Source organism: Acidovorax sp. (assembly GCF_047607405.1).
Taxonomy (GTDB): domain Bacteria; phylum Pseudomonadota; class Gammaproteobacteria; order Burkholderiales; family Burkholderiaceae_C; genus Acidovorax.
The window spans coordinates 88,185-111,714 of record NZ_JASGDA010000109.1 but is presented as its reverse complement, the minus strand read 5'-3'; the positions used below and the strand labels follow the sequence as shown (position 1 = coordinate 111,714).

General features: G+C 68.4%; 25 protein-coding genes and 1 pseudogene. 12 read left to right on the top strand and 14 right to left on the bottom strand.

What is annotated here, in order from left to right:
- Positions 1–121: pseudogene (locus QM569_RS13595) on the bottom strand (ABC transporter); the annotation flags it as partial.
- A gap of 30 nt (positions 122–151) precedes the next feature.
- On the opposite strand from QM569_RS13595, the gene QM569_RS13590 reads away from it, so the two are divergent.
- Complete coding sequence (locus QM569_RS13590) at positions 152–775, top strand: arylesterase (RefSeq protein ID WP_414987767.1); 624 nt, start codon at positions 152–154, stop codon at positions 773–775.
- Positions 776–781: 6 nt separating this feature from the next.
- Here the strand turns inward: QM569_RS13590 and QM569_RS13585 are convergent, their stop codons facing one another.
- From QM569_RS13585 to QM569_RS13575, 3 genes are read right to left on the bottom strand one after another with little or no spacing between them, the layout of a single operon-like run.
- Positions 782–943, bottom strand: coding sequence for a hypothetical protein (locus tag QM569_RS13585; RefSeq protein WP_414987760.1), 162 nt, complete (start codon positions 941–943; stop codon positions 782–784).
- Between the two features lie 40 nt (positions 944–983).
- Entirely contained in the window at positions 984–2,189 is a 1,206-nt protein-coding gene (locus QM569_RS13580) for a PLP-dependent transferase (protein ID WP_414987759.1), read from the bottom strand.
- 29 nt (positions 2,190–2,218) lie between these two features.
- Positions 2,219–2,677, bottom strand: coding sequence for a BON domain-containing protein (locus QM569_RS13575; protein ID WP_414987758.1), 459 nt, complete (start codon positions 2,675–2,677; stop codon positions 2,219–2,221).
- A gap of 126 nt (positions 2,678–2,803) precedes the next feature.
- On the opposite strand from QM569_RS13575, the gene QM569_RS13570 reads away from it, so the two are divergent.
- From QM569_RS13570 to QM569_RS13555, 4 genes are read left to right on the top strand one after another with little or no spacing between them, the layout of a single operon-like run.
- The gene (locus tag QM569_RS13570) at positions 2,804–4,489 is read left to right on the top strand and encodes a SulP family inorganic anion transporter (protein ID WP_414987757.1); all 1,686 of its coding nucleotides are present in this window, start codon (positions 2,804–2,806) and stop codon (positions 4,487–4,489) included.
- 45 nt (positions 4,490–4,534) lie between these two features.
- On the top strand, positions 4,535–5,314 hold the full coding sequence (locus QM569_RS13565; RefSeq protein WP_414987756.1) for a GGDEF domain-containing protein: 780 nt from the start codon (positions 4,535–4,537) through the stop codon (positions 5,312–5,314).
- A 14-nt stretch (positions 5,315–5,328) separates the two neighbouring features.
- Entirely contained in the window at positions 5,329–6,162 is an 834-nt protein-coding gene (locus QM569_RS13560; RefSeq protein ID WP_414987755.1) for a MinD/ParA family protein, read from the top strand.
- 5 nt (positions 6,163–6,167) lie between these two features.
- Complete coding sequence (locus QM569_RS13555) at positions 6,168–6,923, top strand: sulfurtransferase (RefSeq protein WP_414987754.1); 756 nt, start codon at positions 6,168–6,170, stop codon at positions 6,921–6,923.
- Between the two features lie 43 nt (positions 6,924–6,966).
- Here QM569_RS13555 and QM569_RS13550 read toward each other — a convergent pair whose 3' ends face one another.
- Together QM569_RS13550 and QM569_RS13545 are read right to left on the bottom strand one after the other, a co-directional pair.
- The gene (locus QM569_RS13550) at positions 6,967–7,380 is read right to left on the bottom strand and encodes an OsmC family protein (protein ID WP_414987753.1); all 414 of its coding nucleotides are present in this window, start codon (positions 7,378–7,380) and stop codon (positions 6,967–6,969) included.
- Between the two features lie 31 nt (positions 7,381–7,411).
- Positions 7,412–8,113 carry a pirin family protein gene (locus QM569_RS13545; protein ID WP_414987752.1) on the bottom strand — a complete coding sequence of 234 codons (702 nt, stop codon included), beginning with the start codon at positions 8,111–8,113 and terminating at the stop codon, positions 7,412–7,414.
- A 110-nt stretch (positions 8,114–8,223) separates the two neighbouring features.
- On the opposite strand from QM569_RS13545, the gene QM569_RS13540 reads away from it, so the two are divergent.
- The 6 genes from QM569_RS13540 to QM569_RS13515 all read left to right on the top strand — a co-directional run bounded on the left by QM569_RS13540 (position 8,224) and on the right by QM569_RS13515 (position 12,646).
- Positions 8,224–9,162 (top strand): LysR family transcriptional regulator, encoded by a 939-nt coding sequence (locus tag QM569_RS13540; RefSeq protein WP_414987751.1) that lies wholly within the window; start codon positions 8,224–8,226, stop codon positions 9,160–9,162.
- A gap of 55 nt (positions 9,163–9,217) precedes the next feature.
- A complete protein-coding gene (locus tag QM569_RS13535; protein ID WP_414987750.1) occupies positions 9,218–10,282 on the top strand; it encodes an NAD(P)/FAD-dependent oxidoreductase in 1,065 nt (354 codons plus the stop codon).
- A complete protein-coding gene (gluQRS, locus tag QM569_RS13530; RefSeq protein ID WP_414987749.1) occupies positions 10,279–11,235 on the top strand; it encodes a tRNA glutamyl-Q(34) synthetase GluQRS in 957 nt (318 codons plus the stop codon). The genes QM569_RS13535 and gluQRS overlap by 4 nt, the downstream gene beginning before the upstream one ends.
- A complete protein-coding gene (gene trmB / locus QM569_RS13525) occupies positions 11,232–11,954 on the top strand; it encodes a tRNA (guanosine(46)-N7)-methyltransferase TrmB (protein WP_414987748.1) in 723 nt (240 codons plus the stop codon). The genes gluQRS and trmB overlap by 4 nt, the downstream gene beginning before the upstream one ends.
- Positions 11,955–12,086: 132 nt before the next feature.
- Positions 12,087–12,332, top strand: coding sequence for an AbrB/MazE/SpoVT family DNA-binding domain-containing protein (locus tag QM569_RS13520; protein ID WP_414987747.1), 246 nt, complete (start codon positions 12,087–12,089; stop codon positions 12,330–12,332).
- Positions 12,326–12,646, top strand: a complete 321-nt coding sequence (locus QM569_RS13515) for a type II toxin-antitoxin system PemK/MazF family toxin (RefSeq protein ID WP_414987766.1) — start codon at positions 12,326–12,328, stop codon at positions 12,644–12,646. Before QM569_RS13520 ends, QM569_RS13515 begins: the two co-directional genes overlap by 7 nt.
- Here the strand turns inward: QM569_RS13515 and QM569_RS13510 are convergent.
- From QM569_RS13510 to QM569_RS13500, 3 genes are all read right to left on the bottom strand, one after another.
- A complete protein-coding gene (locus QM569_RS13510; protein ID WP_414987746.1) occupies positions 12,623–12,820 on the bottom strand; it encodes a hypothetical protein in 198 nt (65 codons plus the stop codon). The two genes, QM569_RS13515 and QM569_RS13510, sit on opposite strands and share 24 nt — an antisense overlap.
- 62 nt (positions 12,821–12,882) lie before the next feature.
- A complete protein-coding gene (locus QM569_RS13505; RefSeq protein WP_414987745.1) occupies positions 12,883–14,952 on the bottom strand; it encodes an ATP-dependent DNA helicase in 2,070 nt (689 codons plus the stop codon).
- Positions 14,952–15,155 carry a YdcH family protein gene (locus QM569_RS13500; protein WP_414987744.1) on the bottom strand — a complete coding sequence of 68 codons (204 nt, stop codon included), beginning with the start codon at positions 15,153–15,155 and terminating at the stop codon, positions 14,952–14,954. Before QM569_RS13500 ends, QM569_RS13505 begins: the two co-directional genes overlap by 1 nt.
- A gap of 88 nt (positions 15,156–15,243) precedes the next feature.
- Between QM569_RS13500 and QM569_RS13495 the strand changes: the two genes are divergently transcribed.
- Positions 15,244–16,050: a PP2C family protein-serine/threonine phosphatase gene (locus tag QM569_RS13495; protein WP_414987743.1), complete on the top strand. Its 807-nt coding sequence runs from the start codon at positions 15,244–15,246 to the stop codon at positions 16,048–16,050.
- Positions 16,051–16,054: 4 nt separating this feature from the next.
- Here the strand turns inward: QM569_RS13495 and QM569_RS13490 are convergent, their stop codons facing one another.
- From QM569_RS13490 to QM569_RS13470, 5 genes are all read right to left on the bottom strand, one after another.
- Positions 16,055–16,696 (bottom strand): hypothetical protein, encoded by a 642-nt coding sequence (locus QM569_RS13490; protein ID WP_414987742.1) that lies wholly within the window; start codon positions 16,694–16,696, stop codon positions 16,055–16,057.
- Positions 16,696–17,796, bottom strand: coding sequence for a cell division protein ZapE (zapE, locus tag QM569_RS13485; RefSeq protein WP_414987741.1), 1,101 nt, complete (start codon positions 17,794–17,796; stop codon positions 16,696–16,698). Before zapE ends, QM569_RS13490 begins: the two co-directional genes overlap by 1 nt.
- Positions 17,797–17,877: 81 nt before the next feature.
- A complete protein-coding gene (gene lpdA / locus QM569_RS13480; RefSeq protein WP_414987740.1) occupies positions 17,878–19,296 on the bottom strand; it encodes a dihydrolipoyl dehydrogenase in 1,419 nt (472 codons plus the stop codon).
- 17 nt (positions 19,297–19,313) lie between these two features.
- Positions 19,314–20,573 carry a 2-oxoglutarate dehydrogenase complex dihydrolipoyllysine-residue succinyltransferase gene (gene odhB / locus QM569_RS13475; protein WP_414987739.1) on the bottom strand — a complete coding sequence of 420 codons (1,260 nt, stop codon included), beginning with the start codon at positions 20,571–20,573 and terminating at the stop codon, positions 19,314–19,316.
- Between the two features lie 52 nt (positions 20,574–20,625).
- On the bottom strand, positions 20,626–23,505 hold the full coding sequence (locus tag QM569_RS13470; RefSeq protein WP_414987738.1) for a 2-oxoglutarate dehydrogenase E1 component: 2,880 nt from the start codon (positions 23,503–23,505) through the stop codon (positions 20,626–20,628).
- Positions 23,506–23,530: the final 25 nt, after the last annotated feature.

Sequence of the window (23,530 nt, the reverse complement as noted above, 5' to 3'; positions counted from 1 at the left end):
TTTCCCTCGGGGCCAGGCGGAAATCGATATCCCGCAGAATGTCGAGCGTGCCGGTGGAGTCCGTCACCGACTTGAAGACGTGCTCCACGGCAATGATGGGCTGCGAGGCTGGTTCGGACATGGAAGGTTCTTTACGGTGAAAGCTCTATTGCTGCTACGGCGCCACTTTATCGCGGCGGGCCTGCTGGCTGCGATTTCCGCACGCGCCCAGGGGCGCAGGACGGTGATCCTGGTGCTGGGCGACTCGCTTTCCGCCGAATACGGCCTGGCGCGCGGCACGGGCTGGGTGGCCCTGCTGGAAAAGCAGCTCGCGCAGGACAGGATCGGCGCCACGGTGGTCAACGCCAGCGTGAGCGGCGAGACGACGTCCGGCGGCCGCTCACGCCTGGCGGCCCTGCTGGCGCAGCACCAGCCCACGCACGTGGTGATCGAGCTGGGCGGCAACGACGCGCTGCGCGGCCTGCCGCTCAAGAACACCGAGGAGAACCTGACCTGGATGACCCAGGCCGCGCAGAAGGCCGGAGCCCGGGTGCTGCTGGTGGGCATGCAGGTGCCGCCCAACTACGGCACGGACTACGCCAACAAGTTCGCGGGGCTGTTCCCCGCCGTGGCGCGGGCCCAGAAGGCCGCCGTGGTGCCCTTCTTCCTGAAAGGCGTGGCGGACGGGCCGGACGCGGTCAGGCTGTTCCAGCCCGACCGCATCCACCCCCGCGCCGAGGCGCATCCGCAGATGCTCGCCAACGTCTGGCCCGAACTGCGCAAGCTGCTGCGCTGACCGGCGTCAGTCTTGGGCAGGCGGCGTCTCGGCGGTGTCGGCGGGCGGCTCGCCGTCCTGCGGCTCGTGGTGCTTGCGCTCGGCCTTCGCCCGCTGCTTGTCTTCCTTCTTCTGCTTCTTGGCCAGCTCGCGCTGGCGCTTTTCGTATCCGTAGTTGGGTGTTGCCAAGGTGTTCGCTCTTTCTGTAAATAGAGGCCCACTGTAACAGTCACCCGAAGGCGTGTTCCAGGGCCTGCTGCAGGTCGCACCGCAAGTCTTCCACCGCTTCCAGCCCGATGGAAAAGCGCACCAGGGTGCCCGGCTTGAGGTGCGCCGCAGGGCGGCTGCGCATGCTCGCCAGGTCGTAGGGAACCACCAGGCTCATCGGGCCGCCCCAGCTGTAGCCCAGCTTGAACAGGCGCAGGCCGTCGCAGAACGCATCCACCTGCCGCTGGCCATGGCGCGCGTCGATGACCACGCTGAACAGGCCCGCCGCTGCGGTACACAGCGCCTGCCAGTGTTCGTGCCCAGGCGAGCTCTCCAGCGCCGGGTGCAGCACCTGCGCCACGGCGGGCTGATCGCGCATCCACCGCGCCAGGCTGCGCGCGGCCTCGTCGTGCGCGTGGTAGCGCAGAGCGATGCTGGGCAGGGCGCGCAGCAGGGCCTCGGCATCGTTGGCTGCCACGCCCAGGCCCAGGCGCATGTGGGTGAGCTTGATCTTCATGTGCAGGCCCACGTCACGCGTGATGACGCTGCCCATCAGCACGTCCCCGCCGCCACTGGGGTATTTGGTGAGCGCGTGGGCCGAGATGTCCACGCCCAGGCTGCCGTCCCCGAGCAGGTCGAAGGGCGCGAACGCCAGGCCCGCGCCCCAGGTGTTGTCCAGTGCGGTGGTCACGCCGCGCGCGCGGCAGATGCGCACCTGCTCGCACAGGTCGGGGAATTCCATGGTCACGGAGCCCGCCGCTTCGAGCCACACCAGCCGCGTGGCGGGCGTGATGCGCGCGGCCAGGTCGGCGGGGTCCAGGGGGTCGTAGAACACGGTGCGCACGCCAAAGCGCCGCAGCTCGACCTGGGCGAAGTCCTTGCCCGGGCCATAGGCGTTGTCGGGGATCAGCACCTCGTCGCCCAGCTGCAGCAGCGCCAGCCCCACGTTGGCGATGGCCGCCAGGCCGCTGGGCAGCAGCACGCACTGCAGGCCGCCTTCCAGCGTGCACAGGCGTTCTTCCAGCGTGAAGGTGGTGGGTGTGCCGTGCAGGCCGTAGGTGTAGCCGCTCTTGTCCTTCCAGTCGCGCGCGCGCATGGCCGCGACGTTCTCGAAGATGACGGTGGAAGCCTTGTGGACGGCTGGCTGGGGTGCCGCGAACCCCGCCGGGGGTTCGTAGCCGTGGTGGACGATGCGGGTGGAAAGCCGGGATGCGTCGTGTTGCGTCATGCGGCCATGGTAGCCGCATGACGACGCGATCAACCGGCGGTGACCACGAGCTCGTTCTTCACCGAGGTCACCCCGGCCACGCCCTTGGCGATGCTCTCGGCCCGCTCGCGCGCCACGGCGGACGGCGCGGGCCCTTTGAGCGTGACGGCGCCGTTCACGGTGTCCACGTTGATCTTGAGTGCGCTCAGGTCGGGGTCCTTGGCCAGCCCGGCGTTGACCTGGGCCGTGATGGCGGCGTCGTCGATGGCGCCCTTGGCCGTGGCGGCGCCCTGCTCCACCTTGTTTTCCGCGTTCTTCACCAGGCTCTCGGTCTTGGCGCGGGCCTCGGCCGCAGCCTGCTCGGTCTTCTCGACTGCGGAGTCCAGGCGCTGGCCCACGGTCGGCTCCTCCTTCTTGCCGCAGGCGGACAGGCCCAGGGCCAGGGCGCTCACGGCAAGGGCGCCGACGATGCGGCGGGCGGGGCTCTGCGAATGCTTCAGGGTGTTCATGGCTCAAACTCCTTGCGATGAAAGATGGACGGCCTTCACTGTAGGCAGCGCCGCGTCCGCCCCGGGTCGGACATTGCCGAAGCTGCTGTAGGACCGTGCCGCCCGCCCCCGCGCGACAATCGGCGCATGCTGCCGCTTCGACACTCCCCGCTGGCCCGGCGACTTCCGTTCCTGGCCTGGCCCCGCCCCAGCCGCGAACTGATCCGGGGCGAGTTCTGGGCGGGCATCACCGTGGGGCTGATGCTGGTGCCGCAGGGCGTGGCCTATGCGCAGCTCGCGGGCATGCCGCTCATCACGGGCATCTATGCGTCGCTGGTACCCGCGCTGGTCGCCGTGCTGTTCAGTTCGTCCACGCGCCTGGGCGTGGGCCCCACGGCGCTGACCAGCCTGCTGATCGGCGCCTCGCTCACGGGCCTGGCGCAGCCGGGCAGCGCGCAGTGGGTGGCGATGGCGGCATGGATGGCGCTGCTGTCGGGCCTGCTGCAACTGGCCATGGGGCTGGCACGCTTCGGCTGGCTGCTCAACCTGGTCACGTCGCCCGTGCTCAACGGGTTCACACAGGCGGCGGCGCTGCTGATCCTGGGCTCGCAGCTCGCAGCGCTCACGGGGTTGCGCGCGGACTGGGGCGCCCTGCTGTCCACGCCCTCGCCCGGGCTGTTCGACCTCACGGCTGCGGCGTTCGGCCTGGGCAGCCTGGCGCTGCTGATGCTGGCGCGCCGCTGGCGGCCAAGCTTTCCCGCCGCCATCGTGGTCATCGGCGCCGCCGGGGCGCTCAGTTGGGCGCTGGGATACGCCGACGCGGGCGGCGCGGTGATCGGCGCACTGCCCGCCGGGCTGCCCGCGCCCTACTGGCCGGGCCTGCTGGCCTGGCCGGAGTTCGCGGCGCTGGTGATGCCGGTGCTGGTGGTCACGCTGGTGAGCTTTCTGGAAACCGCGTCCAGCGCCAAGGTGGAAAGCCAGCGCTCGGGCGAGCGCTGGAACGAGAACCAGGACCTCATCGGCCAGGGCCTGGCCAAGATCAGCAGCGGCCTGTGCGGCAGCTTCGCCACCAGCGCCTCGTTCTCGCGCTCGGCCCTCAACCTGTACGCGGGCGCCCAAAGCGGCTGGGCCACGCTGTTCGCCGTGGCCCTGGTGCTGGTGTCGCTGCTGTGGCTGACGCCCGCGCTCTACCACGTGCCGCAGTCGGTGCTGGCCGCCGTGGTGGTGACGGCCATCACCAGCCTCATCAAGCCCCGCTCGCTGCTGCGCCTGTGGCGCGTGTCGCGGGTGGAGGCGGTCATCGGCGGCGTGACCTTCGCGCTCACCCTCGCCACCGCGCCGCGCATGTACTGGGGCGTGCTGGTGGGCCTGCTGATGAACCTGAGCCACTTTCTGTACCAGCGCCTGCACCCGCGCATCATCGAGGTGGGCCTGCACCCCGACGGCAGCCTGCGCGACCGCCACCTGTGGCAGCTGCCCGCGCTGGCGCCCCGGCTGCTGGCGCTGCGTATGGACGCGGAGCTGGACTTCGCCTCGGCCAGCGCGCTGGAGAGGCGCGTGACGGAGGACCTGGCGGCCCGCCCGGAGCTGCTGCACCTGTGCCTGCTGGCCCAGCCCATCAACCGCATCGACGTGACGGGCGTGGAAACCTTCGCCAGCCTGCTGGCCCTGCTGCGGCAGCGCGGCGGCACCCTGCACCTGAGCGGCCTGAAGTTGCCCGTGGAACGGGTGCTGCGCCAGGCCGGGCTGCTGGAGCCCGACCCGGCCCTGGCGATGTACCGCACCGATGCCGAGGCGCTGGCCGCGCTGCAGCAGTTGCCACGGGCCGCATAGCGCGGAGGCACTGGTACACTGAGCGTACTCTTTCTCACAATTTCCGTGTCTGATCCTGCGGCCCCCCACCTGGTAGATCTGCGCGACCTGCGCCTGGACACCGCCCACGCGCTGGTGGCCCAGGCCGGTGGCGCCGAGGCCCTGGCAGCGCCGGGGGACGGCCCGTCGCGCTACCTGCAGGACCTGATCGACGGCCTGTGCGAGCTGTCCCTCAAAGACCCCTTGACCGGCCTGGCCAACCGCCGCCACTTCCGCGCCGTGCTGGAGCGCGAGATCGACCGCGTCACGCGCTCCGGCGAGGCCGCACTGCTGCTGATGCTGGACATCGACCACTTCAAGAGCGTGAACGACACGCACGGCCATACGGTGGGCGACCTGGTGCTGCAGTCGGTGGCACGCACGCTGAGCGCCTGCGTGCGCCCCATGGACACCCTGGCGCGCTACGGCGGCGAGGAGTTCGCGGTGGTGCTGCCCGCCTGCCAGGCCGCCTTTGGCCGCGCGGTGGCCGAGCGCATCCGCCGCGCGGTCGCCGCCACGCCCGTGCAGGTGCCCGGCGCGGGCGCGCTGAACGTCACCGTGAGCATCGGCGGCGCCTTCGCCATGCAATGGATCCGCTCCACCACCCTGCTGTGGACCGACCGGGCCGACCACCAGCTCTACCAGGCCAAGGCAGCGGGCCGCAACTGCGTCAGCATCGAGGAGCAGCCCGACAGCACCGTCAGCGCCGAAGAGAAGAGCCTGTTGTTCGGCCCGCTCTACACCCCATCGAGCTGGGGCGACCTGCCCCCGCTGGACCCGTCTTCCCCCCCAGGCGGCGCCTACTGAAAGTTAGCAAGAAGATGAGCGACGCGCTGTCACCCCCCACCACACCATCGTCGGCCACCCCCGCTGCGCAGCCGCAGGGCGCCCGCATCATTGCAATCACCAGCGGCAAGGGCGGCGTGGGCAAGACCTTCGTATCAGCCAACCTGGCCGCCGCCCTCACCCGCCGGGGCCAGCGCGTGCTGGTGCTCGACGCCGACCTGGGCCTGGCCAACCTGGACGTGGTGCTCAACCTGCACCCCAAGGTCACGCTGCACGACGTTTTCACCGGCAAGGCCGCGCTCGAAGATGCCGTGATCCAGGCGCCCGGCGGCTTCGACGTGCTGCTGGCCGGTTCGGGCATGGTGGAATATTCGCGCCTCACGCCCGAGGTGCGCAGCCAGTTCCTGAGCGTGATCCAGGCGCTCACGCCGCGCTACGACGTGGTGCTGCTGGACACCGGCGCGGGCATCTCCGACGTGGTGCTGTTCTCCATCTCGCTGGCGTCCGAGGTGCTGGTCGTGGCCACGCCCGAACCCACCTCGCTGACCGACGCCTACGCCGCCATCAAGGTGCTGGCCATGCAGCAAAAGCGCCAGCACGTGCGCATGGTCATCAACCAGGCCGCGCGTCCGGGCGACGGGCGCGCCATCACCAGCCAGCTGCAGCAGGTGCTGGACCGCTTCGTGAGCACGGAATCCGCACGCCCCATGCGCCTGGTCCACCTGGGCGACATACCCGCCGACACCTCGGTGCGCGACGCCGTGATGCGCCGCCAGCTGCTGCTGCTGCAAATGCCCGGCTGCCCTGCGGCGCTCGCCATAGCGCAGCTCGCCAACAAGGTCGAGACCACGCTGCTGGCTGCCCCCTGACTGCGGTGGATACCAGCGTTCTCAACGTCTCCTGCTACAAGTTCGTGCCGCTGCCCGACGCGCCAGCGCTGCGCGAGGTGCTGCACGCGCGCGCCGTGGCCGCCGGGCTCAAGGGCACCGTGCTGCTGGCCGAGGAAGGCATCAACTTCTTTCTGGCAGGCCCGGCAGGGGCCGTGCGCGGCTTCGTCGATGCGCTGCGGGCCGACCCGCGCTTTGCCGACCTGGCCCCGAAGGAAAGCTGGTCCGCCGCCGTGCCCTTCCGCAAGATGCGGGTCAAGGTCAAGCGCGAGATCATCCGCATGGACCACCCCGCCATCCGCCCTGCAGCGGGCCGCGCGCCCTCGGTGGCGCCCGCCACCCTGCGCCGCTGGCTGGCCCAGGGCCGCGACGACGAAGGCCGCGAAGTGGTCACGCTGGACACGCGCAACGCCTTCGAGGTGCAGCACGGCACCTTCGCCAACGCCATCGACTGGGGCATCGCCAAGTTCACCGAGTTCCCGCCCGCGCTGCGCGCGCACAAGGACGAGTTGAAGGGCAAGACCGTGGTGAGCTTCTGCACCGGCGGCATCCGCTGCGAGAAGGCCGCCATCCTGATGCGCGAGGAAGGCGTGGAGCACGTCTATCAGCTCGAAGGCGGCATCCTCAAGTACTTCGAGGAAACCGACGGCGCGCACTACGGCGGCTGCTGCTTCGTGTTCGACGAGCGCGAGGCGCTGGACGCGGGCCTGAACGCAGCAGCCCAATCACTACCAAAAGAATAGCTGCCTGCGCTTGCTGGATAAGCGCTAGAGGCCGATTTGACCATTATTGCGGCAGACGCTGCACCGAGGTGCTGATCTGCGTCGCCACCGTGGTCATGAGCTTGTGGACGGGGCACTTGTGCGCCACCGCTTCCAGCTCGGCGATCTGCGCGTCGGTGAGGTCGCCGCTGACCTGCAGCCGCGCCGCCAGCCGGTAGGTGCCCGCGCGCTCGGCCGAGGCGTCGCGCTCCACCACCGTCTGCACGTCCTGCACCGCCCAGCCCTTGCGGCGCGCGTACCACAGCACCGTGAGCGCCTTGCAGGCGCCCAGGGCCGCGTCGTACAGGTCGTGCGGGTTGGGGCCGCCGTCGCCGCCGCCCTCGTCGGCGGTGCCGTCCACCACGAATTCATGGTGGCGGATGCGCACGGTCTGCGCCATGGGCGTGCCGGGAACGCGCTGCAGTTCAGTGGTCGTCATGCTTGTCTCTCCTTCGGGTTTCACCAGCCGGTCAGGCGGCCAGGTCGAACACCAGCACCTCGGCGTCGCGGCCCTGCGCCAGCGACAGGGCGGATTCGCCCTCGATCCGCGCCGCGTCGCCACCCGAGAGCAGGGCTCCGTTGACCTGCAGCTCGCCGCGCACCAGGTGGACGTAGGTCTTGCGCGCAGGGTCCAGCGCCAGCGTGGCGGCTTCGCCCGCGTCGAACAGCCCGGCATACAGGGCCGCGTCGGCATGGATCAGGACGGAGCCCTGCGCGCCGTCCGGCGAGGCCACCAGGCGCAGCGTGCCGCGCTTGTCGGCGTCGGTGAAGGTCTTCTGCTCGTAGCTGGGCGCAATGCCGCGCACGTTGGGCTCGATCCAGATCTGCAGGAAGTGCGTGGACTGGCCCTGGGCGTGGTTGAACTCGCTGTGCATCACGCCGCTGCCCGCGCTCATGCGCTGCACGTCGCCGGGCGGTATGCCTTTGACGTTGCCCATACTGTCCTTGTGCGCCAGCTCGCCCGACAGCACGTAGCTGATGATCTCCATGTCCCGGTGCCCGTGCGTGCCGAAGCCCGTGCCGGGCGCAATGCGGTCCTCGTTGATGACGCGCAGGTTGCCAAAGCCCATGTGCTCCGGGTCGTAGTAGCCAGCGAACGAGAAGCTGTGGAACGAGCGCAGCCAGCCGTGGTCGGCATGGCCCCGGTCCTGCGATTTGCGAACGGTCAGCATGGGGGCAATTCTTTCAACTGAGGGCCTCCACTGTAAGGTGCCGCCTTGGCGCATGGGCGCTGCGGGCTTGATGGCATCATTCAAACGAATTGAATCAACACCGCATGACCATGCAGAACGCCCGCGATGTCCTGACCCCCGACGCCCTGTCCATGCTGCAGGTGATCGCCGAGTCCGGCAGCTTCGCCGCCGCCGCGCGGCACCTGGGCCTGGTGCCCAGCGCCCTGACCTACCGCGTGCGCCAGATCGAGGACGCGCTGGACGTGCTGCTGTTCGACCGCAGCGCCCGCCAGGCCCGCCCCACCGAGGCCGGGGCGGTGCTGCTGCGCGAGGGCGTGCGGCTGCTGGAAGACATCGACGCCGTGGCCCACCGCGTGCGCCGCGTGGCCACGGGCTGGGAGCCGCAGATCACCCTGTCGGTGGACGGCATCATCTCGCCCCACACCCTGCTGGAGCTGGCGGAAGCCTTCTACGCCCTGGGCGTGCCCACGCGGCTGAAGCTGCTGGGCGGCATCATGAACGGCACCCTGGAGGCCCTGACCTCGGGCCGCGCCGACCTGGCCCTCGGCGTGGCCGTACCCGGCGCCAACGTGGCGGGCCTGCAGCAGCTGGCGCTGGGCGATTTGCTCTTCATCTACGTGGTGGCGCCGCACCACCCGCTGGCGTCCGCGCCCGAACCGCTGACCGACGCCACCCTGCGGCAGCACCGCGCCGTGGCCGTGGCCGACTCCGCCACGCGCGGCGGCGCCACCATGGGCCTGCTGGGCGGGCAGGACGTGCTGACCGTGGACACCATGCAGGCCAAGCTGCACGCGCAGCTGCGCGGCCTGGCGGGCGGCTTCCTGCCCGAGCCCATGGTGCGCCCCTACCTCGAAGCCGGCCAGCTGGTGGCGCGCCGCGTGGCCCGGCCCGAGCGCAACGTGCGCGTGTACTGCGCCTGGGGCGGCCCAGGCTTCAGCGCGCCGGGGCGGGCGCTGCAATGGTGGCTGGACCAGCTGCAAAGCCCCGCCACGCGCCGCGCCCTGCTGGAAAACCATCCCGCCTTCTGACCCACGTCCGCGCACCGCGTGTAGAGTGGCGCCAAGCCACCACCGAAAGCCCCCCATGCACCCCACCGCCCCCCTCACCGCCCACCGCAAACACTTCGCCGTCATCGGCGCGGGCATGGCGGGCATCGCCTGCGCCCGCACGCTGGCGCAGGCCGGGCACCGCGTGACGGTGTTCGAGAAGGCCGACCAGCCCGGCGGTCGCACCGCCACCATCGACAGCCCCTTCGGCAGCTTCGACGCGGGCGCGCAGTACTTCACCGTGCGCGACCCGCGCTTCGCCCGCGCCATCGACACCGTACCCGGCGTGTGCAGGCGCTGGAGCGCCAATTCCGTGCGCGTGCTCGACGCTACGGGCCGCGTGGCCGCCGCGGGGCTGGCCAACGGCGAGGCGCACTGGGTCGCCAGCCCCGGCATGCAGTCGCTGGCGGCGGCCTGGGCCGCGCCGCTGGCGCAGGCGGGGCAGCTCGTCACCGGCACCCGCGTCACGCGCATCGAACGCGACACGCTCGACGCGCAAGGCTGGCAGCTGCGCACCGAGGGCGCGGGCGGCGCGCAGCAGGTCTATGCGGGCTTCAGCGCCGTGCTGCTGGCCCAGCCCGCCGTGCCCGCGCAGGCGCTGCTGGTCAGCTCCGCGCTGGACACGCCGCTGGCCGACGCCCTGGCCACCGTCGCCATCGCCCCGTGCTGGACGCTGATGCTCGCCTACCCCCAGGCCGTGCGCCCGGGCCTGACCACCCTCGGCCCGCAGTGGAACGCGGCGCGCAGCACGCACCACCGCATCGCCTGGCTGGCGCGCGAGTCGTCCAAGCCGGGCCGCAGCATCGTCGAGCGCTGGACGGTGCAGGCCAGCCCCGCCTGGTCGGCCGAGCACCTGGAAGACGACGCGGCCCGCGTGCAGGCCAAGCTGCTCAAGGCGTTTGCCGAGGTCACCGGCATCCGCGCCGAGCCCGCCTTCGCCGACACGCGCCGCTGGCGCTACGCCCAGACCACCCACCCCCTGGGCAAGAGCCACCTGTGGGACGCCGCCCTGGGCCTGGGCGCCTGCGGCGACTGGTGCCTGGGCCACCGCGTGGAAGACGCCTTCGTCTCGGGCCTGGAGCTGGCGCTGGCCGTGGCGTGAGCAACTACGCAGGCCGCTTCGCCCCCTCGCCCACCGGCCCGCTGCACGCGGGCTCGCTGGTGGCCGCGCTCGCCAGTTGGCTGGACGCCCGCGCGCGCGGGGGCCGCTGGCTGGTGCGCATCGAAGACGTGGACACGCCGCGCTGCATCCCCGGCGCGGGCGAATTCATCCTGCACCAACTGGCCACCTGCGGCCTGGTACCCGACGCGCCGCCCGTGTGGCAGTCCGCGCGCGGCGCGCTGTACCAGCGGGCGCTGGACCATCTCATCGCGCACAACCACGCCTACCCCTGCGCCTGCTCGCGCAAGGACATCGAAGACGCCCAGGCCGCGCTGGGCCACCCCCGCGAGCGCCACGCCGCGCTGCCCTACCCCGGCACCTGCCGCCACGGGTTGCACGGGCGCGCGGGCCGGTCCTGGCGCTTCAATGTGGCGGATTTCAAGCCAAATCGGCCTCCAGCGCTTGCTGGACAAGCGCAGGCAGCTACATTTTCGATAGTGAAATGCACCGTGGCCTGGCACGACCGCCGCCTGGGCGCACAGCAGCAGGACGTGGCCCAGGCCGTGGGCGACTTCGTGCTGCGCCGCGCCGACGGCCTGTGGGCCTACCAATTGGCCGTGGTGGTGGACGACGCCGAACAGGGCATCACCCACGTGGTGCGCGGCGAAGACCTGGCGGACAACACGCCGCGCCAGATCCTGCTGCAGCAGGCCCTGGGCCTGCCCACGCCCCGCTACCTGCACACGCCGCTGGTGTGCGGCGCCAACGGCGAGAAGCTGTCCAAGCAGAACGGCGCCCAGGCGCTGGACCTGGCGGACCCGCTGCGCGCCCTGTGCGACGCGGCGCAGGCGCTGGGGCTGCCGCCGCCGGAACACCCGTGCGACACGCCCCTGGCGCACGCCCTGTCCGGCTGGGTTGCCGCGTGGCGGCGAACCTACAATGCCGCATCGTGACCGAACAACCCCTTGCTCCCCCCGCCTCTGCCGCCGCGCCCGCTGGCGTGGCCTACCCCAAGACCATCAAGAGCTTCGTGCGCCGCGCGGGCCGCACCACCACCGGCCAGGCCAAGGCGTTCGAGGACTTCGGCCCCCGCTTCGTCCTGCCCTACGCCCCCGCCCCGCTCGATGCCGCCACGGCCTTTGGCCGCAGCGCGCCGCTGGTGCTGGAGATCGGCTTCGGCATGGGCGAGGCCACGGCCCACATCGCCCGCGTGCGGCCTGGCGACAACTTTCTGTGCTGCGAGGTCCACGAGCCCGGCGTGGGCGCGCTGCTCAAGCGCATCGGCGAGCAGGGCATTACCAACATCCGCATCCTGCAGCACGACGCCGTGGAGGTCATCGACCACATGCTGCCCGAGGGCAGCCTGGACGGGGTCCACGTGTTCTTCCCCGACCCCTGGCACAAGAAGAAGCACAACAAGCGCCGCCTGATCCAGCCGCCGCTGGTCGCCAAGCTGGCCGCGCGCCTGAAACCCGGCGGCTACCTGCACTGCGCCACCGACTGGCAGCCCTACGCCGAGCAAATGCTGCAGGTGCTGGGCGCCGAGCCGCTGCTTGCCAACACCGCCGAGGGCTTTGCCCCCCAGCCCGCCTACCGCCCGCTGACCAAGTTCGAAAACCGCGGCCTGCGGCTGGGCCATGGCGTGTGGGACGTGGTCTTTTTGCGGCGCTGATTCATCAAAAATGATAGCGTCTGGCGCTTTACTGCCAAGGGCTAGAGGCCAAAAAGATTTGAAAAAATAGCGCAGGCTATTTTGACGACATGAAATCCAAGGGATAACATTGTTGCAACAGAAGCCCTCGCCATGCACGTCACCATCCGAACCATTGGAAACAGCAAGGGCATCGTTTTGCCCAAACCCCTACTGGCCCAAGCCGGGCTGGAGGGATGCAAAACCGCCGACATCACCTTGGAAAACGGCACCATTGTGCTGCGCAAGCCCGCCACAACACCACGCAGCGGCTGGGCCGAAGCCGCTGCCGCATTGGGCGAAAGTGAATTGCTGATAGGCGAATTTGGCAACCAAGGCGACGCGGAACTGGTCTGGTGAAACGCGGTGACATCTGGCTGGTGAATCTGGCCCCCACCATAGGCAGTGAGATCCAGATGTCGCGCCCCTGCGTCATCGTTTCACCGGCAGAACTCAACGACCACCTGCGCACCGTTATCGTCGCCCCCATGACATCCAAGGGCTTCGCTGCACCTTTTCGCGTGCCCGTCACCCATGCGGGCGTCAAGGGGCTGATCATGCTGGATCAACTGCGCACGGTTGACAAGGTGCGACTGGTCAAAAAGATGGGGGCGGTGTCGGCAAAGACATTAACTGCAACATTGCTGACGCTACAAGAAGTTTTTGCCGATTGAAGCCGTGCGCGCGGGGTTCACGGGCAAGTCGGATCGGCGCAGCCAGAAAATGCGGTTGTCGATTGACTCGGGGGCATTGGTTCTCAAAATCGCGAGCACTGAGAGTTTTGCACCGCGCGTGCAGCGGGCGGCCAACGAGAGTTTGAGAGAGCGCTCATCGAGGTCGGCAGTCATACGGTTCAATTTACAGTCTCGCAAATTGCGATGCCTACCGGATGATGGGGCTGGTGCAATTCCTATTGTTTCAATGACGAGCCATCCCCTCGCGCCATTCCCCAACTCAGATCAACCAGCGCCTGCAGCGCGTTGCCCCACTCCTCTTCCGTCTCCAGCCGCCGCATCGGGGGCAGCGCCGCCAGCAGCCGCTTGCCATAGCCCTTGGCGACCAGGCGCGTGTCGCCCACCACCAGGATGCCCCGGTCGGTTTCATGCCGAATTAAACGCCCCGCACCCTGCTTGAGTGCCACCGCCGCCTCGGGCAAGGCATAGGCCGTAAAAGCCTTGCCGCCCGCTTGCTCGATGCGCTGCGTGCGCGCATCCACCAACGGGTCGCCGGGCGGGGGAAACGGCAGCTTGTCGATCACCACCAGTTGCAGCGCGTCGCCGGGCACGTCGAACCCTTCCCAGAACGTGGCCGACGCCACCAGAACGCAACCCGGCCTGCCCTGCTCCGATCCTTCGCGGAAGCGCTCCATGAGGCGCCGCTTGGGCCATTCGCCCTGCACCAGCACGTCCACGGCGCCGGAAGCATCGAAGCGCTGCCGGAGCGCGTCGCCAATGGTGCGCAGCGCCTTGAGGGTCGTGGTGAGCACCAGCGTGCGCCCGCCCAGTTGCTCCACCGCCGCGCCCAGCCAGTCGGCCAGGGCCAGGCTGTGCGCCGGGTCGGCGGGCGTGGGCAGGTGGCGCGGCACGTACAGCGCGGCTTGGGCGGCATAGTCGAAGGGGCTTGCCACACGCAGGATGCGGGCGTCCTGCAGCCCGGCCCGTTCGGTGAACCAGGTCAGCGCCTCGTCGTCGCCCAGCGTGGCCGAGGTGAAGATCCACGCCTTGCCCGGCCCCGCCGCATGTTCCACGGGCCAGCCGTCGGCCTCTTGCGTTTCGGTCGGCGTGGCGAGCAGGCGCGTGTACATGGCCTCGGCGATGTCCAGCGGTGACTCGATCAGGCGCAGCTGCGTGGCACCCAGCTCCGCCCAGCGCACCGCGTCCGGGTTCGCGGGTCCCGCGAAGCGGGCCAGCCGGGCCAGCAGCCCCGAGCCGCGTTCGTACAGCCGCTCGAAGTCGGGGGCGGTCTCGCTGACCGTGTCGAGCGCTTCCTGCGCCTGGGCGCAGGCCAGTGCAACGGCGCGCAGCGCGGACTGCCATGCATCGCCGGGTACACCGTCGGGAGCCTCGCCGTTCCAGCGCAGCCGGGCTGCGCCACGCGCATCACCGACTACCAGCCTCCAATCCTGCACGGCCCGCTCCAGGGCGCGGGACAGGCCGCTCCAGTCGGCCAAGCCACGCGCATGCTGCAACCCCACGGCCAGCAGGTCGCGGCCAAAGTCCATCAACTGCCCCGTGGACAGTTGCGTGCCCAGGAACTGCACGCCGGTTTCGTTGATCTGGTGCGCCTCGTCGAACACCACCACGCGCACCGAGGGCAACAGCTCTGCCATGCCCGATTCGCGCACGGCCACGTCGGCAAAGAACAGGTGGTGGTTGATGACCACGATGTCCGCCGCCAGCGCCTCGCGCCGCGCAAGGTACACGTGGCATTCACGAAAGCGCGGGCACTGCGCGCCCAGGCAGTTCTCGCGGGTCGAGGTGACCAGCGGGATCACGGGCGAGCGCTCGTCCAGCCCCGTCAGCTCCGCCAGGTCGCCCGAGCGCGTGCCGCGCGACCAGTCCTCGACCTTGGCGAGCACCCACGCCACGCCACGGTCGTGGGCGGACGGGTCCTGGCGCGCCTGCGCCATGCGGTGCAGGCACAGGTAGCTGGCCCGCCCCTTGAGCAGGGCCGTGCGCACGGGCACGCCCAGCACCTGGGCCAGGCGCGGCAGGTCGCGCGCGAAAAGCTGGTCCTGCAGCGCCTTGGTGGCGGTGGACAGCAGCACGCGCTCGCCGCTGAGCAGCGCGGGCACCAGGTACGCATAGGTCTTGCCCACGCCCGTGCCTGCCTCCACGACCAGCGCGCCGCCTTGCTGCAGCGTTTCGGCCACCGCCACGGCCATGGCGCTCTGCCCTTCGCGCGGCGTGAAGTGCGCGTCGGCCCGTGCCAGCACACCTTCGGGCGCGAACACTTCACGCACCATCTCGGCCAGGGACATCAGGCGGGCTCTTGCGGGAGAAGCGCTCGCTCCAGCCGGGCGATGGCGTCGCGCAGCGCGAGGCGGCGTTTCTTCAGGCGGCGCAGCGCCAGTTCATCGGGCGTGCCATCGGGGGGGCAGCGGTCGATGAGGGCGTCCAGGTCGGCATGCTCGATGCGCAGGGCAATGAGCTGTCGGCTGGGAGAGTGGAGGTCGGTGGGCAAGGCAGGGGCAGCGTGGGATGGCAGAAATGCCACAGGCGGGCAGATAATAATAAGGGTTCGGCGCGCACGAGCCTTCACAATCAGCAGCATGACCAAAGCGTTTCGCCTCATTGCGTCCACGGGCATCCACAAGGGCGACCGGGAGTACCAGCAGGACCAGGTCACCCTGATCGCGCACGAACGGCACAACGGCTGCGTGCTGGGTGTCATCGCCGACGGCATGGGTGGCCGCAGCGGCGGGCGCAAGGCGTCTGACCAGGTCATGATGACCGCGCGCCAGTTGTTCGAGCGCTATTCCCCCGACTCCGATGACCCGGTCGCCATGCTCAAGAGCATGGTCGAAGAAGCGCACATCGTCATCCGCCTCACGGCCATCGCGGCCGAGCAGGAACCGCACAGCACCATCGCGGCGTTTCTCATCAACCCCCGGGGCGACTGCCACTGGGTACACGCGGGCGATTCGCGCATCTACCACTTCCAGGGCGCTCGCATGGTCACGCGCACCAGCGACCATTCGTACGTGCAGGCCCTGGTGGACCGGGGCGAACTCACCGAGGCCGAGGCCAACAACCACCCGCACTCCAACATCCTGGTGGGCTGCCTGGGCACGGAAAGCGACCCGCCCATCACCACCCACCTGATCTCGCAGCTGCAGCCAGGCGACGTGCTCATGGCCTGCAGCGACGGCGTGTGGCATTACTTCTCGCCCACCGAGCTGGGCTCCGTGGTCGATTCGCTCTCGCCGCGCGAAGCGACGGAGTTCCTGATCGAAAAAGCCCGCTCCCGCGCCCGGGGCGGCGGCGACAACCTGTCGCTGGCGATCGTGAAGATCGAGGCGCTGGTGGAAGAAAAAAAGAATGCCACCCGAGCCGCCCCAGAGGCGGACCGCGCCTGACCAGTCACTGGGTTTGTGAGCTGGCGGGCAGCGGCGCCGCAGGCTTGCGTCCTTGCGCGGCGGCAGTGGCGCGGGCTTTCTCCACACGCGCACGGTGCTCCTCGGCGGCCTTGAGCGTCTGCGCCCGGCGCTCGCGGGCCCGGGCGGCGCTTGCCGCGCTGCCGGCCTGCCGCTGGGCCTTGGCGCTGGCCTGATTGCGGATATGAGCGCGCTGCTGCTGCGCTCGCTGTGCGGCGTCACGGTCGCGCTGGGCCTGGATGGCCTGCGCATTGTGCGGCGCGGCCACGTCTGTGGATGGCTGGGCGGGCGTGGGCGGCTGCTTCTGCTCGATGGCCTTCAGGCGGTCGGCGGCCTTCTCCCGGCGCTCGGCATCGTTGAGCGCGATCTCGCGCGCGCGCAGGCGGGTCGCGGCGTCGCGCACCCCGGCGCGAACGCCCCGCAGGCAGTCCTCCACCGCGAAGCGCTGGTAACAGGCCGCCTCTTCCTTTAGCTGCCGGGCTTTGAGGGCTTCGCGCTCATGTTGGATTTGCTGGCGCTGCGCCGTGCGCTCGGTCATGGCGGCGGCATGGGGGTTGTCCGCAGCCTCTTGCGCATTGGCAAGGGACGCCGCCCACAGTGCTGCGAAGAGTGTGAAGGCCAGGCGCATCAGGTCAATCCGGTATCGACGTTGCGGCGTTCCAGCGCCAGGAATTCCTTGGACTGCATTTCGTTCAGGCGCGACACCGTGCGCGGGAACTCGTGCGCCAGCGGCCCTTCGGTGTAGAGCTGCTCCGGCGGCACCTCGGCGGACAGGATGAGTTTGACACGCCGGTCATACAGCACGTCCACCAGCCAGGTGAAGCGCCGCGCAGGCGAGGCCATGCTGACGGGCATGTAGGGCACGCCAGACAGCAGCACGGTGTGGAACTGCGTGGCGATCTCCAGGTAGTCGTTCTGCGAGCGCGGGCCGCCGCACAGTTCGCGAAAGTCGAACCACACCACGCCGCCCGCACGCCGCCTGGCGCGAATCTCGCGCGCCTCGATGCGCAGCAACGGGTCTTCGTCGCGGGCCTCGGCGAGTTGGTTGAAGGTTTGCTCCATGGCCGCATCGGCCTCGGGCCCCAGGGGTGTGTGGTAGAGCCGGGCGCTCTCCAGCGTGCGGCGGCGGTAGTCGGTGCCGTTGTCCACGTTGACCACTTCCATGCGCTCGTTGAGCAGCGCGATGGCGGGCAGGATGCGGTCGCGGTGCAGGCCGCCGGGGTACAGCCCGTCGGGCTCGAAGTTCGAGGTGGTGACGAAGCCCACGCCGTTGTCGAACAGCGCCGCCAGCAGGCGGTGCAGGATCATGGCGTCCGTGATGTCCGCCACGTGGAACTCGTCGAAGCAGATGAGCTTGTAGCGCTTGGAGATGCGCTCGCCCAGCACATCCAGCGGGTTTTGCGTGCCCTGCAAGGCCGCCAGCTCACGATGCACCTCGCGCATGAACTCATGGAAATGCAGGCGCACCTTGCGCTTCAAGGGCACGGCGTTGAAGAAGCAGTCCATGAGAAAGCTCTTGCCGCGCCCCACCCCGCCGTACATATAGACGCCGCGCGGAATGTCAGGACGGTTGATGAGCTTCTTGAGCGCGTTGGAGCGCTTGTCCTTGTATGCCGCCCAGTCATCGGCACAGCGCTGCAAGGCGTCCACTGCGCGCAACTGGGCGGGGTCGCTCTGGAAGCCCTTGGCGGCCAGTTCGGCCTGGTATGCCTGTTTGACAGTCGTCACGTCGCGGACCTCCGATACTATGAATTTAATAGCTACCAGCGCTTATCCAATAAGCGCTGGAGCCCATTTTTATTCAAAATATCAGAAGTTCAGCGTGCGCTTGTCCACGGCCAGGGCCGCTTCCTTGGTGGCTTCGCTCAGGGACGGGTGCGCGTGGCAGATGCGCGCGATGTCCTCGGCGCTGGCCTTGAACTCCATCGCAACCACGGCTTCGGAAATCAGCTCGCTCGCCATGGGGCCAACGATGTGTACGCCCAGGATCTCGTCCGTGGCCGCATCCGCCAGGAACTTGACCATGCCCGTGGTGTCGCCCAGCGCGCGCGCGCGACCGTTGGCGAGGAACGGGAAGGTGCCGGCCTTGTACTTCACGCCATCGGCTTTGAGCTGCTGCTCGGTGCGGCCCACCCAGGCGATCTCGGGGCTGGTGTAGATGACCCAGGGAATGGTGTTGAAGTTGACGTGCCCGTGCTGGCCCGCGATGCGCTCGGCCACGGCCACGCCCTCTTCCTCGGCCTTGTGCGCCAGCATGGGGCCGCGCACCACGTCGCCCACGGCCCACACGCCCTTCAGGTTGGTCTTGCAGTCGGCATCCACCACGATGGCGCCGCGCTCGTCCAGTTGCAGGCCCACGGCCTCGGCATTGAGGCCGATGGTGTTGGGCACGCGGCCGATGGAGACGATGAGCTTGTCAGCGTCCAGCGTCTGGCCTTCGCCCTTGGCGTTGGTGTAGGCGATGCTCACGCCCTTCTTGCCGGTCTTGACCTCGCCGACCTTCACGCCCAGCTCGATCTTCAGGCCCTGCTTGTCGAAAGCCTTCTTGGCCTCCTTGGCGATCTGCTCATCCACCGCGCCCAGGAAGGTGGGCAGACCCTCCAGAATGGTCACGTCCGCGCCCAGGCGGCGCCAGACGGAGCCCATCTCCAGCCCGATCACGCCCGAGCCGATCAGTGCGAGCTTCTTCGGCACCGCGCCGATGCGCAGCACGCCGTCGTTCGACAGCACGTTGACCTCGTCGAACGGCACGCCGGGCAGCGCGCGGGCGTTGGAGCCGGTGGCGACGATGATCTGCTTGCCCACCAGGGTCTCGTCGCCCGCCTTGATCTCGTAGCCGCCTTCGACGGCCTTGGAGAACGAACCCCGGCCATGGAAGAAGCTGACCTTGTTCTTCTTGAACAGGTACAGGATGCCGTCGTTGTTCTGCTTCACCACGGCGTCCTTGCGGCCCAGCATCTTCGCCACGTCGATCTTCACGCCCGTGGCAGTGATGCCGTGCTCGGCGAAGTGCTTGTTGGCGTGCTCGAAGTGCTCGCTGGATTGCAGCAGCGCCTTGCTGGGAATGCAGCCCACGTTGGTGCAGGTGCCGCCAGGAGCAGGGCCGCCCTTGTCGTTCTTCCACTCGTCGATGCAGGCCACGTTGAAGCCCAGCTGCGCGGCGCGGATGGCGGCGATATAGCCGCCGGGGCCGCCGCCGATGACGATCACATCAAATTGCTTGCTCATGAGAAATCTCGCTCCGGTCAGATGTCGAACAGCAGGCGCGAGGGGTCTTCCAGCGCATCCTTCATGGCGACCAGGCCCAGCACGGCCTCGCGACCGTCGATGATGCGGTGGTCATAGCTCATCGCCAGGTAGTTCATCGGGCGCACCACGACCTGGCCGTTCTCGACCATGGCGCGGTCCTTGGTGGCGTGCACGCCCAGGATGGCCGACTGCGGCGGGTTGATGATGGGGGTGGACATCATCGAGCCGAAGGTGCCGCCGTTGCTGATGGAGAAGGTGCCACCGGTCATCTCCTCGATGCCCAGCTTGCCTTCGGCAGCCTTCTTGCCGAATTCGGCGATCTTCTTCTCGATGTCGGCAAAGCTCATCTGGTCGGCATTGCGCAAAATGGGCACCACCAGGCCACGCGGCGAACCCACGGCGATGCCGATGTCGAAATAGCCGTGATAGACGATGTCGTTGCCGTCCACCGAGGCGTTGAGCACCGGAAACTTCTTGAGCGCATGCACGGCAGCCTTCACGAAGAAGCTCATGAAGCCCAGCTTGGTACCGTGTTCCTTGGTGAAGCTGTCCTGGAACTTCTTGCGCAGCTCCATCACCGGGGCCATGTTCACTTCGTTGAACGTGGTCAGGATGGCGTTGGTGGACTGCGATTGCAGCAGGCGCTCGGCCACCCGGGCGCGCAGGCGGCTCATGGGCACGCGCTGCTCGGGGCGGTCGCCCAGGTCGTCCTTGGGTGCGGGGGCTGCCACTTGCGGCAGGGCCTTGGTGGGCACGCCGGTGGGGATCACGCTGGGGGCTGCGGCAGCGGCCTTGGCACCACCGGCCACGGCGGCCAGCACGTCGCCCTTGGTCACGCGGCCATCCTTGCCCGTGCCGACCACGGCGGATGCGGAAAGGTTGTTCTCGGCCAGCAGCTTGGCGGCGGCGGGCATGGCCACGTCGCCCTTGGATGCAGCCGCAGCCGCCGGAGCTGCGGCAGGCGCAGGCGAAGCAGCAGCCGGGGCGGCAGCCGAAGCAGCGGCGCCCGCCACAGCCTCGGTGTCGATCTTGGCGATGAGCTGCTCGGCCACCACGGTGGCGCCGTCGCCCTGGATGATTTCGGCCAGCACGCCTGCGGCAGGCGCAGGCACTTCAAGCACAACCTTGTCGGTTTCGATTTCGATCAGGATTTCGTCCACCGCCACGGCTTCGCCCGCCTTCTTCTTCCAGGTGAGCATGGTGGCTTCGGCCACGGATTCGGACAACTGCGGGACTTTGACTTCTACGATTGCCATTTTGAATTCTTTCGGTAGGGGTTCTGTTCTGTGTTCGTTCGGGTTTCCGGCCTTACTTGGTCAGGACAAAACCCTTGAGCTTGGCGAAGGCGGCATCGACCAGGTTCTTTTGCTGTTCCTGGTGCAGGTGTGCGTAGCCCACAGCGGGAGATGCCGAGGCGGCGCGGCCCGCGTAGCCGAGCTTTTGGCCATCGAGCATGTTTTCGTGGATGTAGTGCTGCACGAAGAACCAGGCACCCTGGTTCTGCGGCTCGTCCTGGCACCAGACAACGTCGGCGGCGTTGGGATACTTCTTCAGCTCGGCGGCAAACGCCTTGTGCGGGAACGGGTAGAGCTGCTCCACGCGCAGGATCGCCACGTCCTCGGCCTCGTTCTCGGCGCGCTTCTTCACGAGGTCGTAATAGACCTTGCCCGAGCACGCGATCACGCGCTTGACCTTGGCGGCCTTCTTGGCGATGGCCTCGTTCTGCTCGGGAATCACCGTCTGGAAGCTGCCCTTGGTGAACTCCACCAGCGGCGAGGTGGCGTCCTTGTTGCGCAGCAGCGACTTGGGCGTCATGATGACCAGCGGCTTGCGCAGGTTGCGCACCATCTGGCGGCGCAGCACGTGGAAGATCTGGCTGGCCGTGGTGGGCTGCACGATCTGCATGTTGGTGTCTGCCGCCAACTGCATGAAGCGCTCCAGGCGGGCCGAGCTGTGCTCGGGGCCTTGCCCCTCATAGCCGTGCGGCAGCAACAGCGTGATGCCGTTGACGCGGCCCCACTTCACTTCACCAGAGGCGATGAACTGGTCGATCACCACCTGCGCGCCATTGGCGAAGTCGCCGAACTGGGCTTCCCAGATCACCAGGGTGTTGGGGTCGTTGGAGGCATAGCCGTACTCAAAGGCCAGCACGGCCTCTTCGGACAGGATCGAGTCGATGACGACGAACGGGGCCTGGTTCTCGGCCACGTTTTGCAGCGGGATGTAGGTGCCTTCGTCGTACTTCTCGCGCTTCTGGTCGTGGATGACCGCGTGGCGGTGCGTGAAGGTGCCGCGCCCGCAGTCCTCGCCCGACAGGCGCACCGGGTAGCCCGAGGCAACCAGCGACGCGAACGCCATGTGCTCGCCCATGCCCCAGTCCACGGGAATGTCGCCCCGGCCCATGGCTGCACGGTCGTCATAGACCTTCTTGACGAGTTGGTGCGGCGTCACGCTCTCAGGGATGGTGGAGATCCTTTCAGCCAGGCGCTTCCACTCGGCCAGCGGAATGGCGGTGTCGCCCGCGTCCGTCCACTTCTTGCCCAGGAAGGGGCTCCAGTCCACGGCGTACTGGCTCTTGAAATTGGTCAGCACCGGGTCCACCGTGTGCTTGCCCGCGTCCATGGCGGCGCGGTAAGCCTTGGCCATGTCGTCGCCCAGCGTTTCACCCAGCCCTTGCGTTGCCAGCTTGTCGGCGTACAGCTTGCGCGTGCCCGGATGCTGGCCGATCTTCTTGTACATCAGCGGCTGGGTGAGCGCGGGGGTGTCCTGCTCATTGTGGCCCAGCTTGCGGAAGCAGATGATGTCCACCACCACGTCCTTGCGGAACTCCATGCGGAACTCCAGCGCCAACTGGACGGCCAACACCACGGCCTCGGGGTCATCGCCGTTGACGTGCAGCACGGGCGATTCGACCATCTTCACAATGTCGGTGCAGTACAGCGTGGAGCGCGCATCGCGCGGGTCGGACGTGGTGAAGCCGATTTGGTTGTTGATGATGAGATGCACCGTGCCGCCCGTGGAGTAGCCACGGGTCTGCGCCAGCGCCAGCGTCTCCTGGTTCACGCCCTGGCCCGCAAAGGCCGCATCCCCATGCACCAGCACGGGCAGCACCTGCTTACCCTGCGGGTCGGCGCGGCGATCCATGCGAGCGCGCACCGAGCCTTCGACCACAGGGTTCACGATTTCAAGGTGCGAGGGGTTGAAAGCCAGCGACAGATGCACCGGCCCGCCGGGCGTGGTCACATCGGAGCTGAAGCCCTGGTGGTACTTCACGTCGCCAGCAGGGAGATCTTCAGGCGCGGTATGGTCGAATTCGGCGAACAAATCCTTGGGCATCTTGCCCAGGGTGTTGACCAGCACGTTCAGGCGGCCCCGGTGGGCCATGCCGATCACGATCTCCTGCACGCCCTTGGCGCCGGCAGACTGGATCAGTTCGTCCATGGCGGCGATGAAACTCTCGCCGCCCTCCAGGGAAAAGCGCTTCTGCCCCACGTACTTCGTGTGCAGATAACGCTCCAGGCCCTCGGCTGCCGTCAGACGGTCAAGGATGTGCTTTTTCTTGTCGGCGTCGAAGTTGGGCTTGCTGCGGATGCTTTCAAGCTTTTCTTGCCACCAGCGCTTCTGGTTCTGCTCAGTGGCATACATGTATTCGGCGCCGATGGAGCCGCAGTAGGTTTCGCGCAGCGCGTTGATCAGCTCGCGCAGCGTCATCGACTCTTTGCCGAAGAACGTGTTGCTGGTGTTGAACACGGTTTCCTGGTCGGCATCGGTGAAGCCGTAGAACGACGGCTCCAGCTCGGGAATTACCGGGCGCTCAGTGCGCTTGAGGGGATCGAGGTCTGCCCAGCGCTGACCCACGTTACGGTATGCGGCGATGAGCTGCTGCACGGCGGTGCGCTTGCGGCCCAGTTCTGAATCGGCCCCCGTGGCAACGACGACCTTGGTGCCGCCCTGCTTGGCGCGTTCAGCGAAGGCGTTGATGACAGGAAGGTGGGGAACGTCCTTGGCATTGCTGCCGTCCACCGCGGGCACATGCTGAAGCGCGTCAAAGTATTCGCGCCACGAGTCGGGCACGCTGCCGGGGTTGGCAAGGTAGTTTTCGTACATCTCCTCGACATAGGGCGCGTTGCCGCCGAAGAGATAGGTATTGCCTTGATAGGCTTGGTAGACGGACGTTGTCTCGCTCATATTCCGCTGACCTCCGCTTTCCTTG

Coding starts and splice junctions, on each gene's coding strand:
- QM569_RS13570 (WP_414987757.1), top strand. CDS start 2,804: ATGCTGCCGCTTCGACACTCCCCGCTGGCCCGGCGACTTCCGTTCCTG.
- QM569_RS13470 (WP_414987738.1), bottom strand. CDS start 23,505: ATGAGCGAGACAACGTCCGTCTACCAAGCCTATCAAGGCAATACCTAT.
- QM569_RS13545 (WP_414987752.1), bottom strand. CDS start 8,113: ATGCTGACCGTTCGCAAATCGCAGGACCGGGGCCATGCCGACCACGGC.
- QM569_RS13490 (WP_414987742.1), bottom strand. CDS start 16,696: ATGCGCCTGGCCTTCACACTCTTCGCAGCACTGTGGGCGGCGTCCCTT.
- QM569_RS13535 (WP_414987750.1), top strand. CDS start 9,218: ATGCACCCCACCGCCCCCCTCACCGCCCACCGCAAACACTTCGCCGTC.
- QM569_RS13495 (WP_414987743.1), top strand. CDS start 15,244: ATGACCAAAGCGTTTCGCCTCATTGCGTCCACGGGCATCCACAAGGGC.
- lpdA (WP_414987740.1), bottom strand. CDS start 19,296: ATGAGCAAGCAATTTGATGTGATCGTCATCGGCGGCGGCCCCGGCGGC.
- QM569_RS13550 (WP_414987753.1), bottom strand. CDS start 7,380: ATGACGACCACTGAACTGCAGCGCGTTCCCGGCACGCCCATGGCGCAG.
- QM569_RS13505 (WP_414987745.1), bottom strand. CDS start 14,952: ATGTCCCTGGCCGAGATGGTGCGTGAAGTGTTCGCGCCCGAAGGTGTG.
- QM569_RS13540 (WP_414987751.1), top strand. CDS start 8,224: ATGCAGAACGCCCGCGATGTCCTGACCCCCGACGCCCTGTCCATGCTG.
- odhB (WP_414987739.1), bottom strand. CDS start 20,573: ATGGCAATCGTAGAAGTCAAAGTCCCGCAGTTGTCCGAATCCGTGGCC.
- QM569_RS13520 (WP_414987747.1), top strand. CDS start 12,087: ATGCACGTCACCATCCGAACCATTGGAAACAGCAAGGGCATCGTTTTG.
- QM569_RS13560 (WP_414987755.1), top strand. CDS start 5,329: ATGAGCGACGCGCTGTCACCCCCCACCACACCATCGTCGGCCACCCCC.
- QM569_RS13510 (WP_414987746.1), bottom strand. CDS start 12,820: ATGACTGCCGACCTCGATGAGCGCTCTCTCAAACTCTCGTTGGCCGCC.
- QM569_RS13575 (WP_414987758.1), bottom strand. CDS start 2,677: ATGAACACCCTGAAGCATTCGCAGAGCCCCGCCCGCCGCATCGTCGGC.
- QM569_RS13580 (WP_414987759.1), bottom strand. CDS start 2,189: ATGACGCAACACGACGCATCCCGGCTTTCCACCCGCATCGTCCACCAC.